The following is a 19,824-nucleotide window of genomic DNA, read 5'->3' as shown; positions in this document are numbered from 1 at the left end:
TACTGCGTAACAGTGGGAGAGTAGGTAGCCGCCGTTTTTAAGAAGCCTCGCTTGTCTATTGGACGGGCGAGGCTTTCTGTTTTTTATTACTTTGGTATTTATATCGCCGTTTTTAACAGATACAAACCTCATAATACCTATTAAAAAAGTGAATATTTACTGATAATTTGTATGTTATGAGGATATTTATTTGTATCTTTGTCGCCCGAATTGTAAGCTAACGATTTAAAAAAGAGAGAAGCTTTGGGAAAGTTTGATAAATACAAAATTGACTTGAAAGGAATGCAAACAGACTCTGCTAAGTATGAGTTTGTATTGGATAACCTTTACTTCGCTCACATTGATGGTCCTGAAGTTCAGAAAGGAAAGGTGAATGTTACATTGACCGTGAAAAGAACCTCTCGTGCTTTCGAGCTGAGTTTTCAGACTGAGGGAATGGTATCAGTACCATGTGACCGTTGTCTGGATGATATGGAGCTACCTATCAGTTCTTCTGATAAACTGATGGTAAAGTTTGGACATGAATATGCAGAAGAAGGTGACAACCTGATTGTGATTCCCGAGGAAGAAGGGGAAATCAACGTTGCATGGTTCATGTATGAGTTTGTTGCGCTCTCTGTACCCATGAAGCATGTACATGCTCCCGGTAAGTGCAATAAAGCGATGACTGGTAAATTGAACAAGCATTTGAAAACAAATGCGAATGAGGATAGCGATGATACTTTCGACTCAGGTGGAGATGACATCGTAATTGAGGAAGAAGTGGAGGAACAAATTGATCCCCGCTGGAATGAATTAAAAAAAATATTAGATAATAATTAAAGTTTTAAGAAAATGGCACATCCTAAGAGAAGACAATCAAGTACGAGACAAGCGAAGAGAAGAACTCATGATAAGGCAGTAGCTCCTACATTGGCTATTTGTCCGAATTGCGGTGAATGGCACGTTTACCACACTGTATGTGGTGCTTGTGGCTATTACAGAGGCAAGCTCGCTATTGAGAAAGAAGCAGCTGTATAATTAGTACAGTTATACTGAAAACAGCCTGGGGGTGAAACTCTCCGGCTGCTTTAAGTATTATAGTATTGCTAATTTAAAATAGGTTTGATGGAAAAAATAAATGCAGTAATCACAGGAGTCGGCGGGTACGTACCCGATTATATCTTGACTAACGACGAGATATCAAAAATGGTGGATACCAACGACGAATGGATTATGACTCGTATCGGAGTAAAGGAAAGACATATTCTGAATGAGGAAGGATTAGGTAGTTCATACATGGCACGCAAAGCTGCCAAACAGTTGATGAAGAAGACTGGTGCTAATCCTGATGATATCGATTTGGTTGTTGTTGCTACCACTACTCCTGACTATCACTTCCCTTCTACAGCTTCTATTCTTTGTGATAAACTCGGACTAAAGAATGCTTTTGCCTTCGACTTGCAGGCTGCTTGTAGCGGATTCCTGTATTTGATGGAGACAGCTGCTAATTTCATCCGTTCGGGAAGATATAAGAAAATTATCATTGTCGGTGCCGATAAGATGTCGTCAATGGTTAACTATACAGATCGTGCTACATGCCCTATTTTCGGTGACGGTGCTGCTGCCTTTATGGTGGAACCCACTACGGAAGATTACGGAATCATGGATTCGATACTGAGAACAGATGGCAAAGGTTTGCCTTTCCTCCACATGAAAGCTGGTGGTTCGGTTTGTCCTCCGTCTTATTTCACAGTAGACAATAAAATGCACTATTTGCACCAGGAAGGAAGAACAGTATTTAAATATGCTGTATCCAACATGTCGGATGTCTCTGCTGCAATCGCAGAAAAGAATGGTCTGACGAAAGATAGTATCAACTGGATTGTTCCGCATCAGGCGAATGTCCGTATTATCGAGGCTGTGGCTCACCGTATGGATGTGCCAATGGATAAAGTGTTGGTAAATATTGAGCATTACGGTAACACGAGTGCCGCTACACTTCCTCTGTGTATCTGGGATTATGAAGATAAACTCAAGAAAGGCGATAACATCATTTTCACTGCATTCGGTGCCGGATTTACTTGGGGCGCAGTATACGTGAAATGGGGTTATGATGGAAAGAAGGAATCGTAACGTAAGTTACTGAACTATAACACTCAAAAACGCATCCTATTTCGATTCGATGCGTTTTTTTGTCTCAACCAATAAAATAAAGAGAAATGCATAAAGCAGGTTTTGTAAACATCGTAGGAAATCCGAATGTCGGAAAGTCGACATTGATGAATGTCTTGGTGGGCGAACGTATTTCGATCGCTACCTTCAAAGCGCAGACTACTCGTCACCGGATTATGGGGATCTATAATACGGATGAGATGCAGATTGTTTTTTCTGATACTCCGGGTGTGTTGAAGCCCAATTATAAGCTACAGGAGTCTATGCTGAATTTTTCTACTTCGGCATTGACGGATGCGGATATCTTGCTTTATGTAACGGACGTGGTGGAGACGCCGGATAAGAATAATGAGTTTATGGAAAAGGTGCGTCAGATGACGGTGCCTGTTCTCTTGCTCATCAATAAGATAGATCTTACAGATCAGGAAAAACTGGTAAAGCTGGTGGAAGAATGGAAAGAGTTGCTTCCCCAAGCCGAAATTATTCCGATTTCTGCTACATCAAAGTTCAATGTAGACTATGTGATGAAGCGGATCAAAGAACTGCTGCCCGATTCTCCTCCTTATTTTGGAAAGGATCAGTGGACGGATAAGCCTGCCCGTTTCTTCGTGAATGAGATTATCCGGGAAAAGATTCTGCTCTACTACGATAAAGAGATTCCCTATTCGGTGGAGGTTGTCGTGGAAGAGTTTAAGGAAGAACCGAAGAAGATTCATATTCGGGCGGTGATTAACGTGGAACGTGATTCGCAGAAAGGAATCATTATCGGTAAACAGGGAAAGGCGTTGAAGAAGGTGGCTACCGAGGCTCGCCGTGAACTGGAACGTTTCTTTGGAAAGACTATTTTTCTCGAAACGTATGTGAAAGTGGATAAGGATTGGCGTAGTTCGGATAAGGAACTCCGCAATTTTGGCTATCAGTTAGATTAAGAGTATTCATGCGACTGTGATAGTCGTGAAAAAACAAGGTATTGAACTATGGGTAATTTAGTTGCAATTGTAGGACGCCCGAATGTGGGCAAGTCTACCTTATTTAACCGTCTGACGAAGACTCGTCAGGCTATTGTGAATGAAGAAGCGGGTACAACCCGCGACAGACAATATGGCAAGTCTGAGTGGCTGGGCCGTGAATTCTCTGTGGTTGACACCGGTGGATGGGTGGTCAACTCGGATGATGTCTTTGAAGAGGAAATCCGTAAGCAGGTATTATTGGCTGTGGAAGAAGCGGATGTCATTCTGTTTGTAGTGGATGTGATGAATGGAGTGACTGACTTGGATATGCAGGTAGCTGCTATTCTGCGTCGTGCTAATAGTCCGGTGATTATGGTTGCCAATAAAACGGATAACCACGATTTACAATATAATGCTCCCGAATTCTATAAACTGGGATTGGGCGATCCGTATTGCGTTTCTGCCATGACAGGAAGTGGTACGGGTGATTTGATGGACTTGATTGTCAGCAATTTCAAGAAAGAGTCGTCAGAAATCCTGGATGATGATATTCCCCGTTTTGCTGTGGTAGGACGTCCGAACGCCGGAAAGTCTTCCATTGTAAATGCATTTATTGGGGAAGAACGTAATATCGTAACAGAGATTGCCGGAACTACCCGCGACTCTATCTATACTCGTTACAATAAATTCGGATTTGATTTTTACCTGGTGGATACAGCGGGTATCCGTAAGAAAAACAAGGTAAATGAAGACTTGGAATATTATTCAGTCGTTCGTTCGATTCGTTCTATCGAAGGTTCGGATGTTTGTATTCTGATGTTGGATGCTACAAGAGGTGTTGAGGGGCAGGACTTGAATATCTTCTCTCTGATTCAGAAGAATCAGAAAGGTCTGGTAGTTGTTATAAATAAGTGGGATTTGGTGGAAGATAAATCTGTGAAAGTACAGAAAGCGTTTGAGGAAGCTGTTCGCTCGCGTTTTGCTCCGTTTGTCGATTTCCCGATCATCTTTGCTTCTGCACTGACTAAGCAACGTATTCTGAAAGTGCTTGAAGAAGCACGTAGTGTGTATGAGAACCGGACGACAAAGATCCCGACTGCACGTTTGAATGAAGAAATGCTTCCGTTGATCGAGGCTTATCCGCCTCCTTCAAATAAAGGTAAGTATATCAAAATTAAATATATCACACAGTTGCCGAATACACAGGTGCCTTCATTTGTATATTTCGCCAACTTACCGCAGTATGTGAAAGAGCCATACAAACGTTTCCTCGAAAATAAGATGCGTGAGAAATGGAATCTGACAGGTACTCCGGTTAATATTTATATTCGACAGAAATAAATAAAAAAGACACGGATTGTCTCAATTATATAGAATATATAGAGAGACAATCCGTGTCTTTTTATAAATATATCTCTGTGAGATCTTGTATTACTTTGTAGTAGACTTATTTTTCCAACTGGAAATCTTTTCGGCGTAACACGAAGCTGTTACTCAAGTATTTTTCACGTACAATCTGATTTTCCGATAATTCTTCCGGTGTTCCCTGGAAAAGGATCTTTCCTTCGAACAGCAGATAGGCGCGGTCTGTGATACTAAGCGTTTCTTGTACGTTGTGGTCGGTAATCAGGATTCCGATATTCTTGTCTTTCAGTTTCCATACAATTTGCTGGATATCTTCTACGGCAATCGGGTCGACACCGGCAAAAGGTTCGTCAAGCATGATGAATTTGGGATCGATGGCAAGACAACGGGCAATCTCTGTACGGCGGCGCTCACCTCCCGACAACTGGTTACCTTTATTTTTGCGTACCTTTTGCAGACGGAACTCTGCAATCAGGCTTTCGAGTTTCTCTTTTTGATATTCTTTGGGCTTGTTGGTCATTTCCAGTACAGAGGCGATATTATCTTCCACGCTCATCTGGCGGAAAACGGAAGCTTCCTGTGCAAGGTAGCCGATTCCCGTTTGTGCGCGTTTGTAAACCGGATATTTGGTAATCTCCAGGTCATCGAGGAAAATACGTCCTTCATTAGGAGTAATCAGCCCTACAGTCATATAGAATGAAGTCGTCTTACCGGCACCGTTCGGTCCCAGCAAACCTACAATCTCACCTTGCTTCACATTGATGGAAACGTGGCTTACAACGGTTCGTTTACCGTACTTCTTAACCAGATCTTCCGTGCGGAGCACCATCTTGCTTTCTTCCATATTCTAGTTATTTTGCGGCAAATGTAGTAAAAATAAGCTGAAATAATGTACATTTGCAGACAAATAGTGTGAGTTATGATAAAAGCATTGAGAACCGTCGGGAGATATTTCATGCTGATGGGTCGGACTTTTTCCCGCCCCGAACGTATGCGTATGTTCTTCCGGCAATACCTTAACGAGTTGGAGCAGCTAGGTGTGAACTCCATCGGTATTGTGCTGTTGATTTCGTTTTTCATCGGCGCAGTGATTACCATCCAGATTAAGTTGAATATCGAAAGTCCATGGATGCCCCGCTGGACAGTGGGATATGTGACACGTGAAATTATGTTGCTGGAATTTTCTTCTTCCATCATGTGTTTGATTCTTGCCGGAAAAGTCGGGTCGAATATCGCTTCGGAATTAGGAACGATGCGGGTGACGCAACAGATTGATGCGCTCGAAATTATGGGTATCAATTCGGCGAACTACCTGATTTTGCCTAAGATTACGGCGATGGTGACTGTTATTCCTATTCTAGTGACGTTTAGTATCTTTGCCGGAATCATCGGTGCCTTTTGCACGTGTTGGTTTGCCGGGGTTATGAATGCTGTCGATCTCGAATATGGTTTGCAGTATATGTTTAACGAATGGTTTATCTGGGCGGGTATCATCAAATCCCTCTTTTTTGCGTTTATCATTGCAAGTGTGTCCGCTTTCTTCGGATACACGGTAGAGGGAGGTTCGATTGCTGTAGGAAAGGCTTCTACGGATGCCGTAGTATCCAGCAGTGTATTGATTCTGTTTTCAGACTTGATATTAACTAAACTTTTGATGGGATGATTGAGATTAAAGGACTTTATAAATCATTTGATGACAAGACAGTATTGAGTGATATTAATGCTGACTTTGCAAATGGAAAGACAAACTTGATTATCGGTCAGAGTGGTTCCGGTAAGACGGTGTTGATGAAATGTATTGTAGGATTGTTAACTCCGGAGAAAGGGGAAGTCTTGTATGACGGACGTAACCTTGTGCTGATGGGGAAGAAGGAGAAGAAGATGCTTCGCAAGGAAATGGGAATGATTTTCCAGAGTGCGGCTCTTTTTGACTCTATGACCGTATTTGATAATGTGATGTTTCCACTGAATATGTTTAGCAACGATATCTTGCGTGACCGGATTAAACGGGCGATGTTCTGTCTGGATCGTGTGAATCTGGGGGAAGCGAAAGATAAGTTTCCGGGAGAAATCAGTGGTGGTATGCAGAAGCGTGTGGCTATTGCGCGTGCGATTGCCTTGAATCCGCAATATCTGTTTTGCGATGAGCCGAACTCGGGGCTGGACCCGAAAACGTCATTGGTGATTGATGATCTGATTCATGATATTACGCAGGAATATAACATGACGACCATTATCAATACGCATGATATGAACTCTGTATTGGGAATTGGTGAGAAGGTGATTTATATTTATGAGGGACATAAAGAGTGGGAAGGTACGAAAGATGATATCTTTACTTCTACCAATGAGCGACTGAATAACTTTATCTTTGCTTCAGACTTGCTCCGTAAGGTGAAGGACGTCGAAATGCAAGGAATGGAAGGGTAATAAAAAAACTTCTGTCATCGGGTGACAGAAGTTTCTTTTTTTTCTTAGCTATGTTAGCGTCGGCAATTAAGCTCTAGGTCTAGCTTCTTTAACTACCATTGTACGGCCCATGTATTCAGCTCCGTTCAATTCAGCAATAGCTTTTGCAGCTGCAGCGTCGTCTTCCATTTCGATGAAAGCGAATCCTTTGGATTTACCGGTTTCACGGTCCATAACAACTTTAACTGATGATACTGCTCCGTAATCTTCCATCACTTGTTGCAGATCTCCTTCCTTAACACGGTAGTTAAGGTTTCCAACATAAATGTTCATAATGAAAATGATAAAAAATAAATAAATGAATAAAACTCTCTGGATAGATGGTTACTAATAAAAAGATTAAAACGACAGAGAGTTTACAAATGCGTTTCGTAACGGAAGTAAAAACCTTGTAATCAAATCGAGAAACTAATGGTCCATCAATCCGCAGCAAAGAAAAGAATAATTTTTGGATTAACCATCTTTTTGGAAGGTTAATTTGCGGATTATCAGAAAAAAGTTCTTTCCTTTTCTCTTGAAAGAAAAGAAAGAACCAAAGAAAAGTTCAAGGCTGACTTTTTTCTCCTACTCGCTTCCTTCACTACGCTAAAGGGCAGAAACTCGCTTCGCTCAAACAGTCTGCCCTTTTTGACGCTTCGTTACGGGCACTCGCTTGACGGAGAAAAAAGTAGGCCAAGGGACCTGCGGCATGGTCGTTACTGATGGTTTATTGTTGTTTATATATGAGGAATTGATGAAATAATTAATAAAAGATGTGTGAAAGATGGGTGGCGTTGCTGAAATAAATCTGCAATGTCTTTTGAAATTTGAAAGATTAGCACTAATTTTGCACCCTCTTTGAGTATAGAACAAAGTATAAATCAAATAAATAATTGTCAGAATGAACGTTTCATTACAAAACATTGACAAAGTAAGCGCAGAGCTTACTGTAAAGCTTGAGAAAGCAGATTATCAGGAGAAAGTAGACAAAGAGTTGAAATCACTCCGTCAGAAGGCACAGATTCCGGGATTCCGTAAAGGTATGGTGCCGACAAGTCTTATTAAAAAGATGTATGGTAAATCGGTGATTGCAGAGGTTGTGAATAAGGCATTGCAAGAAGCTGTTTACAATTATATTAAAGATAATAAGGTGAATATGTTGGGCGAGCCGTTGCCTAATGAAGAAAAGCAGCAGAATATTGATTTCGATACAATGGAAGAGTTCGAGTTCGTGTTCGATATCGCTTTGGCACCTGAATTTAAAGCAGAAGTAAGCGCTAAAGATAAAGTAGATTATTATACTATCGAAGTTTCTGACGAAATGATCGACAACCAGGTGAAGATGTATACTCAACGCACTGGCAAGTATGATAAGGTAGACGCTTACGAAGATAATGATATGCTGAAAGGTCTGCTGGCACAGTTGGACGAAGAAGGCAACACAAAAGAAGGTGGTATCCAGGTAGAAGCTGCAGTATTGATGCCTGCTTACATGAAGAACGACGATCAGAAAGCTATTTTTGCTAATGCAAAAGTAAATGATGTATTGGTGTTCAATCCGAATGTGGCTTATGACGGACATGCTGCTGAACTGGGTTCTTTGTTGAAGATTGATAAGGAAATTGCAAAAGACGTGAAGTCTGATTTCAGCTTCCAGGTAGAAGAAATCACTCGTTTTGTTCCGGGTGAATTGACTCAGGAAGTATTCGACCAGGCATTCGGCGAAGGTGTTGTGAAGACTGAAGAAGAATTCCGCGCTAAGATTAAAGAAGAAATCGCAGCTAGATTTGTGGCTGACAGCGATTATAAATTCCTGATCGACATTCGCAAGGTGATGATGGAAAAAGTAGGTAAACTGGAATTCTCTGATGCCCTGCTGAAACGTATCATGTTGCTGAACAACGAAGAAAAGGGAGAAGAATATGTTGCTGAAAACTATGATAAGAGCATTGAAGAACTGACTTGGCACCTGATTAAGGAACAGTTGGTTGAAGCAAACGATATCAAAGTAGAACAGGAAGATGTTCTGAAGATGGCTAGAGAAACAACAAAGGCACAGTTTGCTCAATACGGTATGTTGTCTATTCCTGACGATGTGCTTGACAACTATGCACAGGAAATGTTGAAGAAGAAAGAAACTATCAATAATTTGGTAAGTCGTGTGGTAGAAGTGAAGCTTGCTGCTGCTCTGAAAGCACAGGTTACTTTGGAGAACAAGAACGTTTCGATCGAAGAATTCAATAAAATGTTTGAGTAATCATTCGGTTGAATAAAATATAAAGTCACAGAAACACAGAGTTTTTATAAAATTATAACTCTGTGTTTTTTTGTGTCTCTGTATTCTTTTTCGTTTCTTTGTACTTACGTTTATTTTTAATTTATAAGAAAGGAACAATTAACATGGATGATTTTAGAAAATACGCAACCAAGCATTTAGGAATGAATGGCATGGTATTGGATGATGTGATTAAGTCGCAGGCCGGGTATTTGAATCCCTATATTCTGGAAGAAAGACAGTTGAACGTAACTCAACTCGACGTTTTCTCCCGTTTGATGATGGACCGCATCATTTTCCTTGGTACACAAGTTGATGACTATACAGCTAATACGCTCCAGGCACAGTTGTTGTATCTGGATTCTGTGGATCCGGGTAAGGATATCTCTATCTATATCAACTCTCCGGGCGGAAGTGTATATGCCGGACTGGGCATTTATGATACGATGCAGTTTATTTCAAGCGATGTTGCTACCATCTGTACAGGTATGGCAGCTTCAATGGCAGCCGTATTGCTGGTTGCCGGTGCTGAAGGCAAACGTTCTGCATTGCCTCACTCACGTGTGATGATTCATCAGCCGATGGGTGGTGCGCAGGGACAAGCATCGGACATTGAAATCACAGCTCGTGAGATTCAGAAATTGAAGAAAGAACTTTATACGATTATCGCCGATCATTCGCATACTGATTTCGATAAAGTATGGGCGGACTCTGACCGTGACTACTGGATGACAGCTCAGGAAGCGAAAGAGTACGGTATGATTGATGAGGTATTGATTAAGAAATAAAAATGGCTGATTCAAAAACAAAGAAAAGGTGTAGCTTCTGTGGACGGTCGGAGAATGAAGTCGGATTCCTGATTACGGGAATGAACGGTTACATCTGCGACAGCTGTGCTACCCAGGCTTATGAGATCACTCAGGAAGCATTGGGAGAAGGCAAGAAAAGTGCAGGAGCTACCAAGCTCAACTTAAAAGAACTGCCCAAACCGGTAGAAATCAAGAAATTCCTCGACCAGTATGTGATCGGGCAGGATGATGCGAAACGCTTCCTTTCCGTATCGGTCTATAACCATTATAAACGTTTGTTGCAAAAAGACAGCGGTGATGATGTGGAGATTGAAAAGTCGAACATTATTATGGTGGGTAGTACCGGAACCGGGAAAACGTTGCTCGCACGCACGATTGCTAAGTTACTGCACGTGCCGTTTACTATTGTAGACGCTACAGTGCTGACGGAGGCCGGTTATGTGGGCGAAGATATCGAAAGTATTTTAACCCGTTTGCTTCAGGTGGCAGATTATAATGTACCTGAAGCTGAACAGGGTATCGTGTTTATCGACGAGATCGACAAAATTGCCCGTAAAGGAGATAATCCTTCCATCACTCGCGACGTGAGCGGTGAAGGCGTACAGCAGGGATTACTGAAATTGCTCGAAGGCTCTGTGGTGAACGTACCTCCCCAGGGAGGCCGTAAGCATCCGGACCAGAAGATGATTCCGGTAAATACCAAGAATATTCTCTTTATCTGCGGCGGTGCGTTCGACGGTATCGAGAAGAAGATCGCCCAACGGTTGAACACCCATGTCGTAGGTTATACGGCATCGCAGAAAACAGCGACGGTAGACAAGAATAACATGATGCAGTACATCGCTCCACAGGATTTGAAGTCATTCGGACTGATTCCCGAAATTATCGGACGTCTTCCGGTATTGACTTATTTGAATCCGCTGGACCGGGATGCGCTTCGTGCGATCCTTACCGAACCGAAAAACTCAATCATCAAACAGTACATCAAACTGTTTGAAATGGATGGTATCAAGCTGACATTTGAAGATGATGTCTTCGAATATATCGTCGACAAGGCGGTAGAATATAAGCTAGGTGCCCGCGGATTGCGCTCTATTGTGGAAACAATTATGATGGATGTCATGTTTGAAATCCCTTCAGAGAACAAAAAAGAGTATAAGGTGACGCTGGATTATGCAAAGATGCAACTGGAAAAAGCGAATATGGCACGACTACAAACCGCTTAAAATCAAAGAGTAAGGCTACAGAAAATGATCGTAACTGTATTTTCTTGAAAATATTAGTCGCATTTTGCTTGGTAATTACGAAGTTGTTTATAACTTTGTTTGGCTCTCTTGAAGAAGAGAACATACTTAAAGTTAAACCATGAACTGAATAAAACAACCTTAGTTAAGATGGCAGGGAAGATTAATTTAACAGATGAACTGAAAAAGTATTTCGGATTTAATAAGTTCAAGGGAAACCAGGAAGCGATCATTAATAACTTGCTCGATGGTAAAGATACCTTTGTACTGATGCCTACCGGTGGCGGGAAATCTTTATGCTATCAGCTACCTTCGGTCTTGATGGAAGGTACGGCAATCGTAATTTCTCCGCTCATTGCGTTGATGAAGAATCAAGTGGATGCAATGCGCAATTTCAGTGAAGAAGATGGCGTCGCCCATTTTATCAATTCTTCATTAAATAAAGGCGCGATAGACCAAGTGAGGTCGGACATCCTTGCCGGAAAGACAAAATTGCTATATGTAGCGCCGGAGTCGCTGACGAAAGAAGAAAACGTAGAGTTTTTGCGTTCGGTAAAGATTTCGTTCTATGCAGTGGATGAAGCTCACTGTATTTCTGAATGGGGCCATGACTTTCGACCGGAATACCGGCGGATTCGCCCTATTATCAATGAAATAGGTAAAGCTCCGTTGATTGCGCTTACCGCAACGGCGACACCGAAGGTGCAGCATGATATCCAGAAAAATCTGGGAATGGTGGATGCTCAAGTCTTCAAATCTTCGTTCAACCGTCCGAACCTTTATTATGAGGTACGTGCGAAGACCGCTAATATTGACAGGGATATTATCAAGTTTATCAAAAACAATCCGGAGAAATCGGGCATTATCTATTGCCTTAGCCGGAAAAAAGTGGAGGAACTTGCTGAAATCCTGCAGGCAAACGGTATCAATGCGCGTCCTTATCATGCTGGAATGGATTCGTTGACCAGGACCAAGAATCAGGATGATTTCCTGATGGAAAAAGTGGACGTTATTGTAGCAACTATCGCTTTCGGTATGGGAATTGACAAGCCGGATGTGAGGTTCGTGATTCACTACGATATTCCAAAGAGTCTGGAAGGGTATTACCAGGAGACCGGGCGCGCCGGTAGAGATGGCGGTGAAGGTCAGTGCATAACCTTTTATACAAACAAAGACTTGCAGAAACTGGAAAAGTTCATGCAAGGAAAACCTGTGGCAGAGCAGGAAATTGGCAAGCAGCTTCTGTTGGAAACCGCTGCTTATGCCGAATCTTCCGTATGCCGACGCAAGACGTTGCTGCATTATTTCGGTGAAGAATATACGGAAGAAAATTGTGGAAATTGTGACAACTGTTTAAACCCTAAAAAACAAGTGGAGGCTCAAGAGTTATTGTGTGCCGTGATTGAAGCGATTATCGCGGTGAAAGAAAATTTTAAGGCAGATTATATTATAGACATACTACAAGGTAAAGAAACTTCCGAAGTACAGGCGCATTTGCATGAAGACCTCGAAGTCTTCGGCTCCGGTATGGGTGAAGAGGATAAGACATGGAACGCAGTGATTCGTCAGGCGCTGATTGCAGGTTACTTGAGCAAAGATGTGGAGCATTACGGACTCCTGAAAGTGACGGAGGAAGGACACAAGTTCCTGAAGAGACCGAAGTCATTCAAGATTACCGAGGACAACGATTTCGAAGAGACGGAAGAAGAAGTTCCGGCACGCGGCGGTGGCTCCTGTGCAGTAGACCCGGCTCTTTATTCCATGTTGAAGGACTTGCGGAAGAAACTCTCGAAGAAACTGGAAGTACCGCCTTATGTGATCTTCCAGGACCCGTCTTTGGAAGCAATGGCTACCATTTATCCGGTGACATTGGACGAGTTGCAGAATATACCGGGCGTAGGAGCTGGAAAAGCAAAACGTTACGGTGAAGAGTTCTGTAAATTAATCAAACGCCACTGTGAAGAGAATGAAATAGAACGTCCTGAAGACTTGCGGGTACGTACGGTTGCCAATAAATCAAAGATGAAGGTAGCTATCATTCAGGCAATTGACCGTAAAGTGGCGTTAGATGATATCGCTCTTTCCAAAGGGATTGAATTTGGTGAACTGCTGGACGAGGTAGAAGCGATCGTTTATTCGGGAACCAAACTGAATATAGATTACTTCCTGGAAGAAATCATGGATGAAGATCATATGCTTGATATCTACGATTATTTCAAGGAATCTACCACTGATAAGATTGATGATGCGCTTGACGAATTAGGCGATGACTTCACGGAAGAGGAAGTTCGTTTGGTACGTATTAAGTTCATCTCTGAAATGGCTAATTAAAAAAGCGAAAAAAATAGGCGTGCAGGTATGCGGTTTTGAATAAAAACCGTATATTTAGATTGGGTACTGTTTATCAGTAACTTACAAAGTTAGTTCCTCAAATTTGTACTTATCTAGCCTTGTTTGAACGACACAAAGATAGGATTAATTATGTATAAGGCATAATTTTGAGATTAGAATTTTAGTCTGCATTTAGATGTGACAATTCATATTTAGATAAAAAAAGCCAGCTATCATCTCGATAACTGGCTTTTAATTTTACTCATCAGTAGAAGTACTTTGAGATTGTGTGTATTGCTCGTAGAAATTGTTAAGAAGACGATTTATAATGGTCTCTTTGGTATCTCCACCTCGCTGTCCTTTGGCTTTCTCTATCTGTTCTGCCTTCTCTTTGTTCAAACTTGAAAAGAAGCCAACCAGATTGTTAATCACACTAACTTTTTGTTCATCATCTGCTTCTTCGTATTCATTGATAGCCCAATCAATGAGAGTTCGACTTTTAAGAACCTCTTTAGAGAGGTGTTCGGATGCCGCTTTTAATAATCTCTCACCTCTTTCCAATCCATTAGTTTTCCGCAATTTATCACTTATTTTACCCGCCATTGCATCTGCCATTACCTCTTTAGTAATACCCGCTTTAAACGTTCCCCATTTGGAAGCAGTGGGTAATGGATAACCTTCTTCGGTAAGCTCCACGATAAAATCAAGTAGCGGAAGCTCCTCTTTGCACGCCATTTTAGCCCCCTTAGGAAAGTCGCCCCCCTTCCAGGGATTTGTACAAATGTTAATCTCCGAGAACATTCTCGAGACTGTAATTTCTTCATTCAAAGCATAGATAAGATAGAACTCACCTTTGTACTTCTCTTCATCTTTTAACTCCTTGTTAGCTTCCAGAAGATTTAGATGAGCTTTGTAACGGTGGTTTGCATCCACTAACACAACGTACTTGTCTGCATCAGCTTCACTAATGGTTTCTCCCGTTTCAAAATCTACAATTTCCAATCCGGCTTCTATAACCTTCGTTGCATCCACTATGATAGCGGGAACTAACATTCCATTTGCCTTCATGGACTTCATTTTGGCTTTAACCACCTTTTCGTCAAAGTTACGATTACCTGACAGCCTAGCTATCTTGAGTCCTTTACTGGCTAGCACTGCTAGTGTTAAAACTTTAAGTGCTAATTCTTTTTTTTCTGACATAAATTATACCCATGCCCTTGGGGTTTATTTTGGTATCTAGCACACCAGTTGTTATTTCTGGTGGCAAAGGTAAGGAGTAGTAAGTGGCTATACGTGAATGTTAGAATCATCCTCAATTTTCACACGAATTTATGTACTTTAGGTATTCATATCTCAATTTTGTTATTTCTGGATTGGATATGATAGTAAAAGGCATAATCTTTCCATTTATTGTAACTAAAGGCTTATCTATTAATAATTTTTTGCCGTCACTCATTAGCTTTCTATATCTGGCTGTACCATTTATGGCAGTAGTTTTATAAAATCCAAACAAATATAATACTTGTTGGATTAGTTCTTTTTCTTTATCAGTAAATCTACCATCCAAATAACTGGTCAAGAAGTATTCTAACTCTGTTGCAAAATAATAGTCTAGTGTTCTCTTGTAGACTGATTTATCAATCAAACTATCAATAGGAACTATTCCGTTACTGGTATAGCTTTGCAAAGTTTCTGGAGTAATAATATCATTCTGCATATTCAAGTATGAAAGGAGCACTTTTTTCAATAATTCTTCATTCTTTATAGTGACATTATTTGCTTTGCCATCTATTGTACATTTAAATTCAATAGCTGATATATTGACATTATTTTGAGTAAGGGTAAAGAGACGGTATAGCTTTAAATATTCATCTATAAGTGATGGTACGATTTTCACTACAGGATATTTAGCCACCATAGCATACAACAGAACTGATAATCTCCATAGCTTTCTTGCATTTAAATTCCCTATAGTCGCTTGCAAGGTAGTATCATGTGCAAATACATTTTCTGATAGATGTTTTCCTCCCTCACCAATTGTTATGGATTGTGCAAGAGCTACAGCTTGTTCATAATCAATCTCACCAATATCATTTAATATTATTTCTCCTTGTATCTCAACCACTTCCCCTTTAGAAGTTTTTACTTTACCTTTTAGGATATTCAAACAGTGTTCCTTATAATATTCTACATATTCATTCATGGTATTATCTTTTAAAATCAATGACTGCAAAGAAACAAATTTATCCAATATTCCAGTTCACTGTATTATAAAAAATAAGGCAGTAAATGAAATTTCACTTACCACCTTATCAATGACTTAGTTTCATCATATCTCACAGGTAGAAAAAATAAAATCATAAATATCTGTCATGAATCAGTTACAAGAATTGCTTTGCTTGTTATCTCAAATCGCATCCTTTTGAAGATATACGCACATATATTCCAATAATCCAGAATGTATATCTTGTATTAGATTTACCTGATTCTTATCAGTGCCTTTGCTGTAGATAAATCAATTACCAACCTATTAATTTTCACACCGATATGCAAGTAACACCAAAGAAGAATAACACAATTCATTATTTACCACAAGAGATTAGAGAGACTAGATTGACAGAAGTCACATACCTACCTATTACAAGGGAGATGTTAGAACGGTTATTCTCAAATTCAGCTAAGAAGAATAAGCATAAATTAGTTAAGAAGAGAAGGAAATGAACTAAAAAAGGCAGCAAGTGAATTATTCAAATGCTGCCTTTTATTACATATTTATTTAATTCGATTCCACAAATTCAATCTCCTCAACTCCATTCGTAAACGAGTATCTATCCCAATTATTTTTTGTTCTATAGTCTTCAGCACTACCTATTGGTACATATAAAGCGTAATATCCCCAAAAAGAGCCGTCTCCAATCACGGGAGGAATTAAAGCTTTACAATATATCTTTGAAGGTACTCCTTTGTAACATCCATGAAAAGCAGATTCTCCAATTAATGTGACCTTAGCGGGAATTATTATATCCCCTTCAAAACCACTACAATTTTGAAATGCGCCCTTCCCAATCGAAGTCACACCTGAGGGAATTATTAATTCACCTGTGAACTTACTACAATTGTAAAAAGCATTGTTAGGAATAATAGTTATATTGTCAGGGAGTACTAATCTACCAGTAAAACCACATCCAATAAAAGCACCTTCTCCAATTGATGTAACACTAGAGGGAATCTCTAAATCACCTGTAAGATTACTACAATTTTGAAATGCCCATCCTCCTATTGAAGTTACGCCAGAAGGGATTGTTAACTCACCTGCCAAACTGTTACATTCCATAAATGTGCATTCCTCAATGGTTTTTAGTCCTGAAGGTAGTTCGATATGTGCTAATTCACGACATCCCTCAAAAGCACTATATCCAATTGAAGTCACACTTGAAGGTATATCAATTTCTTTCAAATTGCTACACCCACTAAACGCATAACCTATAATTTCTTTTAGAGTTTTAGGCAATATTATAGATACTAGAGAATTCTTCTCACTAAATGATATAGAACTATCTCTATCCATATACACATCTTCCATATCTAAATATGCAAGCTGAGGTAAATTGTTCAATGTACGTATATCATCATTATTTAAGTAACCTATAATTTTTAATTGAGTAATAGATTCTTTATTATATTCTTTTAAAATATTAGCTAATGTACCTGCTCTGTGAACAATAATAATATTGGGGTCAGTAGGTTTAGAAGAGACATAAATAGTGGACATTATTGTTTTTTCACTATCTGAAATAGTTATAATTATCTGATTTAATGCTATTAAAGTATTAGCTTTAACTATAAGCACTCCTCTAGTTTCATTGGTTGGCAAAGTTTTTAATGTGTAAGTTCCATCATTATTTAGTAATTCTGCTTTGACAATAGCCTTTTCCTTATTACCTTTAACTGTATAGTTAAGTTCTTTAGTTTCACCTTCTTTAAACTGAAATTCATTTGTTACAACTCCAAGTCCTTCTTCATAAAAAGATATCGATAAACTTCGACTTTTAGGTATTCTTATTTGTGTTCCATTAGTAAGATTGAAATATACATAATCATCATCTTGGGTTACTTCTTCAAAAATACAATTTTTACTATCTGCAATAGCCTTGTCCAGTTGAATCCAACCTGAATCCTCTCCATAAGATACCCACCAGTATCCATCTTCTATTTTTAATTGGGGAGTAATGCCTGCTTTCCCTTCTTCCCCTTGCTCACCATCAGCACCATCTTTACCTTCTGCTTTAATCATATTACCAGAATTATCTCTAAGCCAGTCTCCATTTAACGTCCAGTAATATATGCCATCAGCATGTTGTTTAACACCAATAGTAGGAGTAGTACCGTCTTTACCATTATCACCTGTATCTCCTTTATCTCCTTGTTCCCCCTTATCTCCTTTTTCTCCATGATAGATTGTAATAGGCTCGCCTTTAGTAAAGGAAATGGTGTAACCAATAGTTTTCTCCCCTTGCTTCACAGGAGTAACCATAGTTATACTGTTGTTGTCTTGTAATGCCTGTACCAGTTTCTGCAAGGAACTGATATTGCCATTCATCTGTTTGCATAATTCTTCCAATGAAGTAACCCTTCCATCCAGTTGGTGGATGCTGTCCCATAAATCATCAGTGTTTGTCTTGCAACTGTAAAATGTGGTAGTCAGCGTTGCAATAACCAAGAAAAAGAATGTCACCTTTTTCATCATAGCCAATAAATAATAATAGCCATTTCACTCCTATAATGGCAGTAATATATTCGTAAAAGAAAGCGTGGAGCAATTAGTCTTCCCATCAGTTCTTGTATAGATTCCAAACCATATCCCTGTTTGGGTGGAACTGCATTGAAACCTTATAACAGGAAGATACTAAACACTTTCATCATAGCAATGTCATACAATGTTCTAATTTACTGTGGCAAAGATACATAAATTTTTATTTATATTAATATATTCAGAACGCATATTATTAATGTTCTTCAAATTAGACTAAATATCAATACTACAAGAAAATATTTATTCAAAAGTTTGGAAATAGCCTAACACATAATATTATTTTCTGATTTGTTAGTATTCTATGCCAATAAGACTTGCACATGATAAAAACGGCAAATGAGAGTTATACTCAAATGCCGCTTCTATTGATTAGTGATGGTATTTATTCCATTTTAGTAAATGTTTCTGTAAAGTCTCCACTATGACGGTGTTCAGGGTCAGATTCAGGGTCTGTCTGTACATTGTCATATTTAACACGAATCGCCAAGTTTTCTGTCGTCAAGGCTTCAATTATGAGATTGGCATAAGAATCAAAATAACCATAGTCTCCATTGGTCTTGCTTACCGTTAATGTGTTACCATTTAAGGTTAATGTTTGGCTACTTCCGTCCATTTGCCATTCTGAATCATAATAGTAATATGCAGCTACAGAATAAGTGTTATCTGTTAGTTTTTTGATTACTAATTTCTCACTGTCACTCTCATTACTAAGATTATAAGGGTCATAAGAATCATCCCATTCATCTTTTTCAGTTTCTTCGCTGCAAAGTTCCCATCCTGCACTACGTACCAATCCCCAAGTTCCCTCTAACTGGCTTACATCAATGTCTTCATCGTCATCGCTACAAGCAACGAAATTTACACTCATAATAATGGCTACTATAGCCATACCAATAAATCTTAGTGTTTTCATTATCATTATTTATTATATTCAATAATCATTTCTTCTTATAAGTAATTTCTGTACCATACTCATTCTTGGCTGTCATAGTATTGCCATTAATGTTGATAGTGTATTTGTCAGTATCATTATCGTCATAGTTTATTATTAATGTACTGGATTTACTATCATAAGTGTAAGTAAACTGATATGTGTATGATTCACTATCATCGTCATAAAATAAATGCTCTTCTCCGCTTCCGTCATTTCGGAAGGTCCACCTTAAATGTTCACCTTCATCATCGTTCTGCCATACTCCGACCAATGGATTGGACGGGTCATCATCGTCATCATCGCTACAAGCGGTAAAGTTCAGACACAACACAACCATTAACAAGGTCGTTCCAATTAATCTCAATGTTCTCATAATTGATATAAATTTAATCTTGCCAACCTGTTCCCTATAGTTGGCTACTACATACAAGAAGCGTGGGAACTACTGAATATTACTGCATTGAAGCACTCTTATTTCTAAGAGCTCTGGACTGCTCTGTA

General features: G+C 39.6%; 18 protein-coding genes. 11 read left to right on the top strand and 7 right to left on the bottom strand.

The window, feature by feature from the left end; genetic code table 11:
• Positions 1 to 243: 243 nt before the first annotated feature.
• From DXA54_RS13505 to der, 5 genes are all read left to right on the top strand, one after another.
• A complete protein-coding gene (locus DXA54_RS13505) occupies positions 244 to 822 on the top strand; it encodes a YceD family protein (protein ID WP_008650412.1) in 579 nt (192 codons plus the stop codon).
• A 12-nt stretch (positions 823 to 834) separates the two neighbouring features.
• Entirely contained in the window at positions 835 to 1,020 is a 186-nt protein-coding gene (rpmF, locus tag DXA54_RS13500; protein ID WP_004296852.1) for a 50S ribosomal protein L32, read from the top strand.
• Between the two features lie 87 nt (positions 1,021 to 1,107).
• Positions 1,108 to 2,115 (top strand): beta-ketoacyl-ACP synthase III, encoded by a 1,008-nt coding sequence (locus DXA54_RS13495; RefSeq protein WP_004323568.1) that lies wholly within the window; start codon positions 1,108 to 1,110, stop codon positions 2,113 to 2,115.
• Between the two features lie 86 nt (positions 2,116 to 2,201).
• Entirely contained in the window at positions 2,202 to 3,083 is an 882-nt protein-coding gene (era, locus tag DXA54_RS13490) for a GTPase Era (protein ID WP_004297147.1), read from the top strand.
• A gap of 48 nt (positions 3,084 to 3,131) precedes the next feature.
• Positions 3,132 to 4,445 carry a ribosome biogenesis GTPase Der gene (gene der, locus DXA54_RS13485; protein ID WP_004297149.1) on the top strand — a complete coding sequence of 438 codons (1,314 nt, stop codon included), beginning with the start codon at positions 3,132 to 3,134 and terminating at the stop codon, positions 4,443 to 4,445.
• Between the two features lie 106 nt (positions 4,446 to 4,551).
• Here der and lptB read toward each other — a convergent pair whose 3' ends face one another.
• Positions 4,552 to 5,313 carry an LPS export ABC transporter ATP-binding protein gene (lptB, locus tag DXA54_RS13480; RefSeq protein ID WP_004297152.1) on the bottom strand — a complete coding sequence of 254 codons (762 nt, stop codon included), beginning with the start codon at positions 5,311 to 5,313 and terminating at the stop codon, positions 4,552 to 4,554.
• Positions 5,314 to 5,388: 75 nt separating this feature from the next.
• Between lptB and DXA54_RS13475 the strand changes: the two genes are divergently transcribed.
• Positions 5,389 to 6,132 carry an MlaE family ABC transporter permease gene (locus tag DXA54_RS13475; protein WP_004297154.1) on the top strand — a complete coding sequence of 248 codons (744 nt, stop codon included), beginning with the start codon at positions 5,389 to 5,391 and terminating at the stop codon, positions 6,130 to 6,132.
• The gene (locus DXA54_RS13470) at positions 6,129 to 6,899 is read left to right on the top strand and encodes an ABC transporter ATP-binding protein (RefSeq protein WP_004297155.1); all 771 of its coding nucleotides are present in this window, start codon (positions 6,129 to 6,131) and stop codon (positions 6,897 to 6,899) included. The genes DXA54_RS13475 and DXA54_RS13470 overlap by 4 nt, the downstream gene beginning before the upstream one ends.
• A 66-nt stretch (positions 6,900 to 6,965) precedes the next feature.
• On the opposite strand, the gene DXA54_RS13465 is transcribed toward DXA54_RS13470, so the two are convergent.
• A complete protein-coding gene (locus DXA54_RS13465; protein WP_004297160.1) occupies positions 6,966 to 7,211 on the bottom strand; it encodes an RNA recognition motif domain-containing protein in 246 nt (81 codons plus the stop codon).
• Between the two features lie 607 nt (positions 7,212 to 7,818).
• On the opposite strand from DXA54_RS13465, the gene tig reads away from it, so the two are divergent.
• The 4 genes from tig to recQ all read left to right on the top strand — a co-directional run bounded on the left by tig (position 7,819) and on the right by recQ (position 13,576).
• Positions 7,819 to 9,174, top strand: coding sequence for a trigger factor (tig, locus tag DXA54_RS13460; RefSeq protein ID WP_120079725.1), 1,356 nt, complete (start codon positions 7,819 to 7,821; stop codon positions 9,172 to 9,174).
• 143 nt (positions 9,175 to 9,317) lie between these two features.
• Positions 9,318 to 9,980 carry an ATP-dependent Clp endopeptidase proteolytic subunit ClpP gene (gene clpP, locus DXA54_RS13455; protein WP_004297164.1) on the top strand — a complete coding sequence of 221 codons (663 nt, stop codon included), beginning with the start codon at positions 9,318 to 9,320 and terminating at the stop codon, positions 9,978 to 9,980.
• Between the two features lie 2 nt (positions 9,981 to 9,982).
• Positions 9,983 to 11,227, top strand: a complete 1,245-nt coding sequence (gene clpX / locus DXA54_RS13450) for an ATP-dependent Clp protease ATP-binding subunit ClpX (protein WP_004297166.1) — start codon at positions 9,983 to 9,985, stop codon at positions 11,225 to 11,227.
• 168 nt (positions 11,228 to 11,395) lie between these two features.
• Positions 11,396 to 13,576: a DNA helicase RecQ gene (gene recQ / locus DXA54_RS13445; RefSeq protein WP_004324651.1), complete on the top strand. Its 2,181-nt coding sequence runs from the start codon at positions 11,396 to 11,398 to the stop codon at positions 13,574 to 13,576.
• Positions 13,577 to 13,834: 258 nt separating this feature from the next.
• On the opposite strand, the gene DXA54_RS13440 is transcribed toward recQ, so the two are convergent.
• From DXA54_RS13440 to DXA54_RS13420, 5 genes are all read right to left on the bottom strand, one after another.
• On the bottom strand, positions 13,835 to 14,731 hold the full coding sequence (locus DXA54_RS13440; protein ID WP_236092223.1) for a hypothetical protein: 897 nt from the start codon (positions 14,729 to 14,731) through the stop codon (positions 13,835 to 13,837).
• A gap of 157 nt (positions 14,732 to 14,888) precedes the next feature.
• On the bottom strand, positions 14,889 to 15,779 hold the full coding sequence (locus tag DXA54_RS13435; protein ID WP_120079720.1) for a hypothetical protein: 891 nt from the start codon (positions 15,777 to 15,779) through the stop codon (positions 14,889 to 14,891).
• A 573-nt stretch (positions 15,780 to 16,352) separates the two neighbouring features.
• Positions 16,353 to 18,323 carry a leucine-rich repeat protein gene (locus DXA54_RS13430; RefSeq protein ID WP_120079718.1) on the bottom strand — a complete coding sequence of 657 codons (1,971 nt, stop codon included), beginning with the start codon at positions 18,321 to 18,323 and terminating at the stop codon, positions 16,353 to 16,355.
• Between the two features lie 448 nt (positions 18,324 to 18,771).
• Positions 18,772 to 19,302: a lipocalin family protein gene (locus DXA54_RS13425; protein ID WP_120079716.1), complete on the bottom strand. Its 531-nt coding sequence runs from the start codon at positions 19,300 to 19,302 to the stop codon at positions 18,772 to 18,774.
• Positions 19,303 to 19,327: 25 nt separating this feature from the next.
• Positions 19,328 to 19,696 (bottom strand): DUF5640 domain-containing protein, encoded by a 369-nt coding sequence (locus DXA54_RS13420; protein WP_120079714.1) that lies wholly within the window; start codon positions 19,694 to 19,696, stop codon positions 19,328 to 19,330.
• Positions 19,697 to 19,824: the final 128 nt, after the last annotated feature.

This window comes from Bacteroides sp. OF03-11BH (assembly GCF_003604005.1).
Classification (GTDB): Bacteria; Bacteroidota; Bacteroidia; order Bacteroidales; family Bacteroidaceae; genus Bacteroides; species Bacteroides ovatus.
This window is presented reverse-complemented; position numbering and strand designations above follow the sequence as displayed.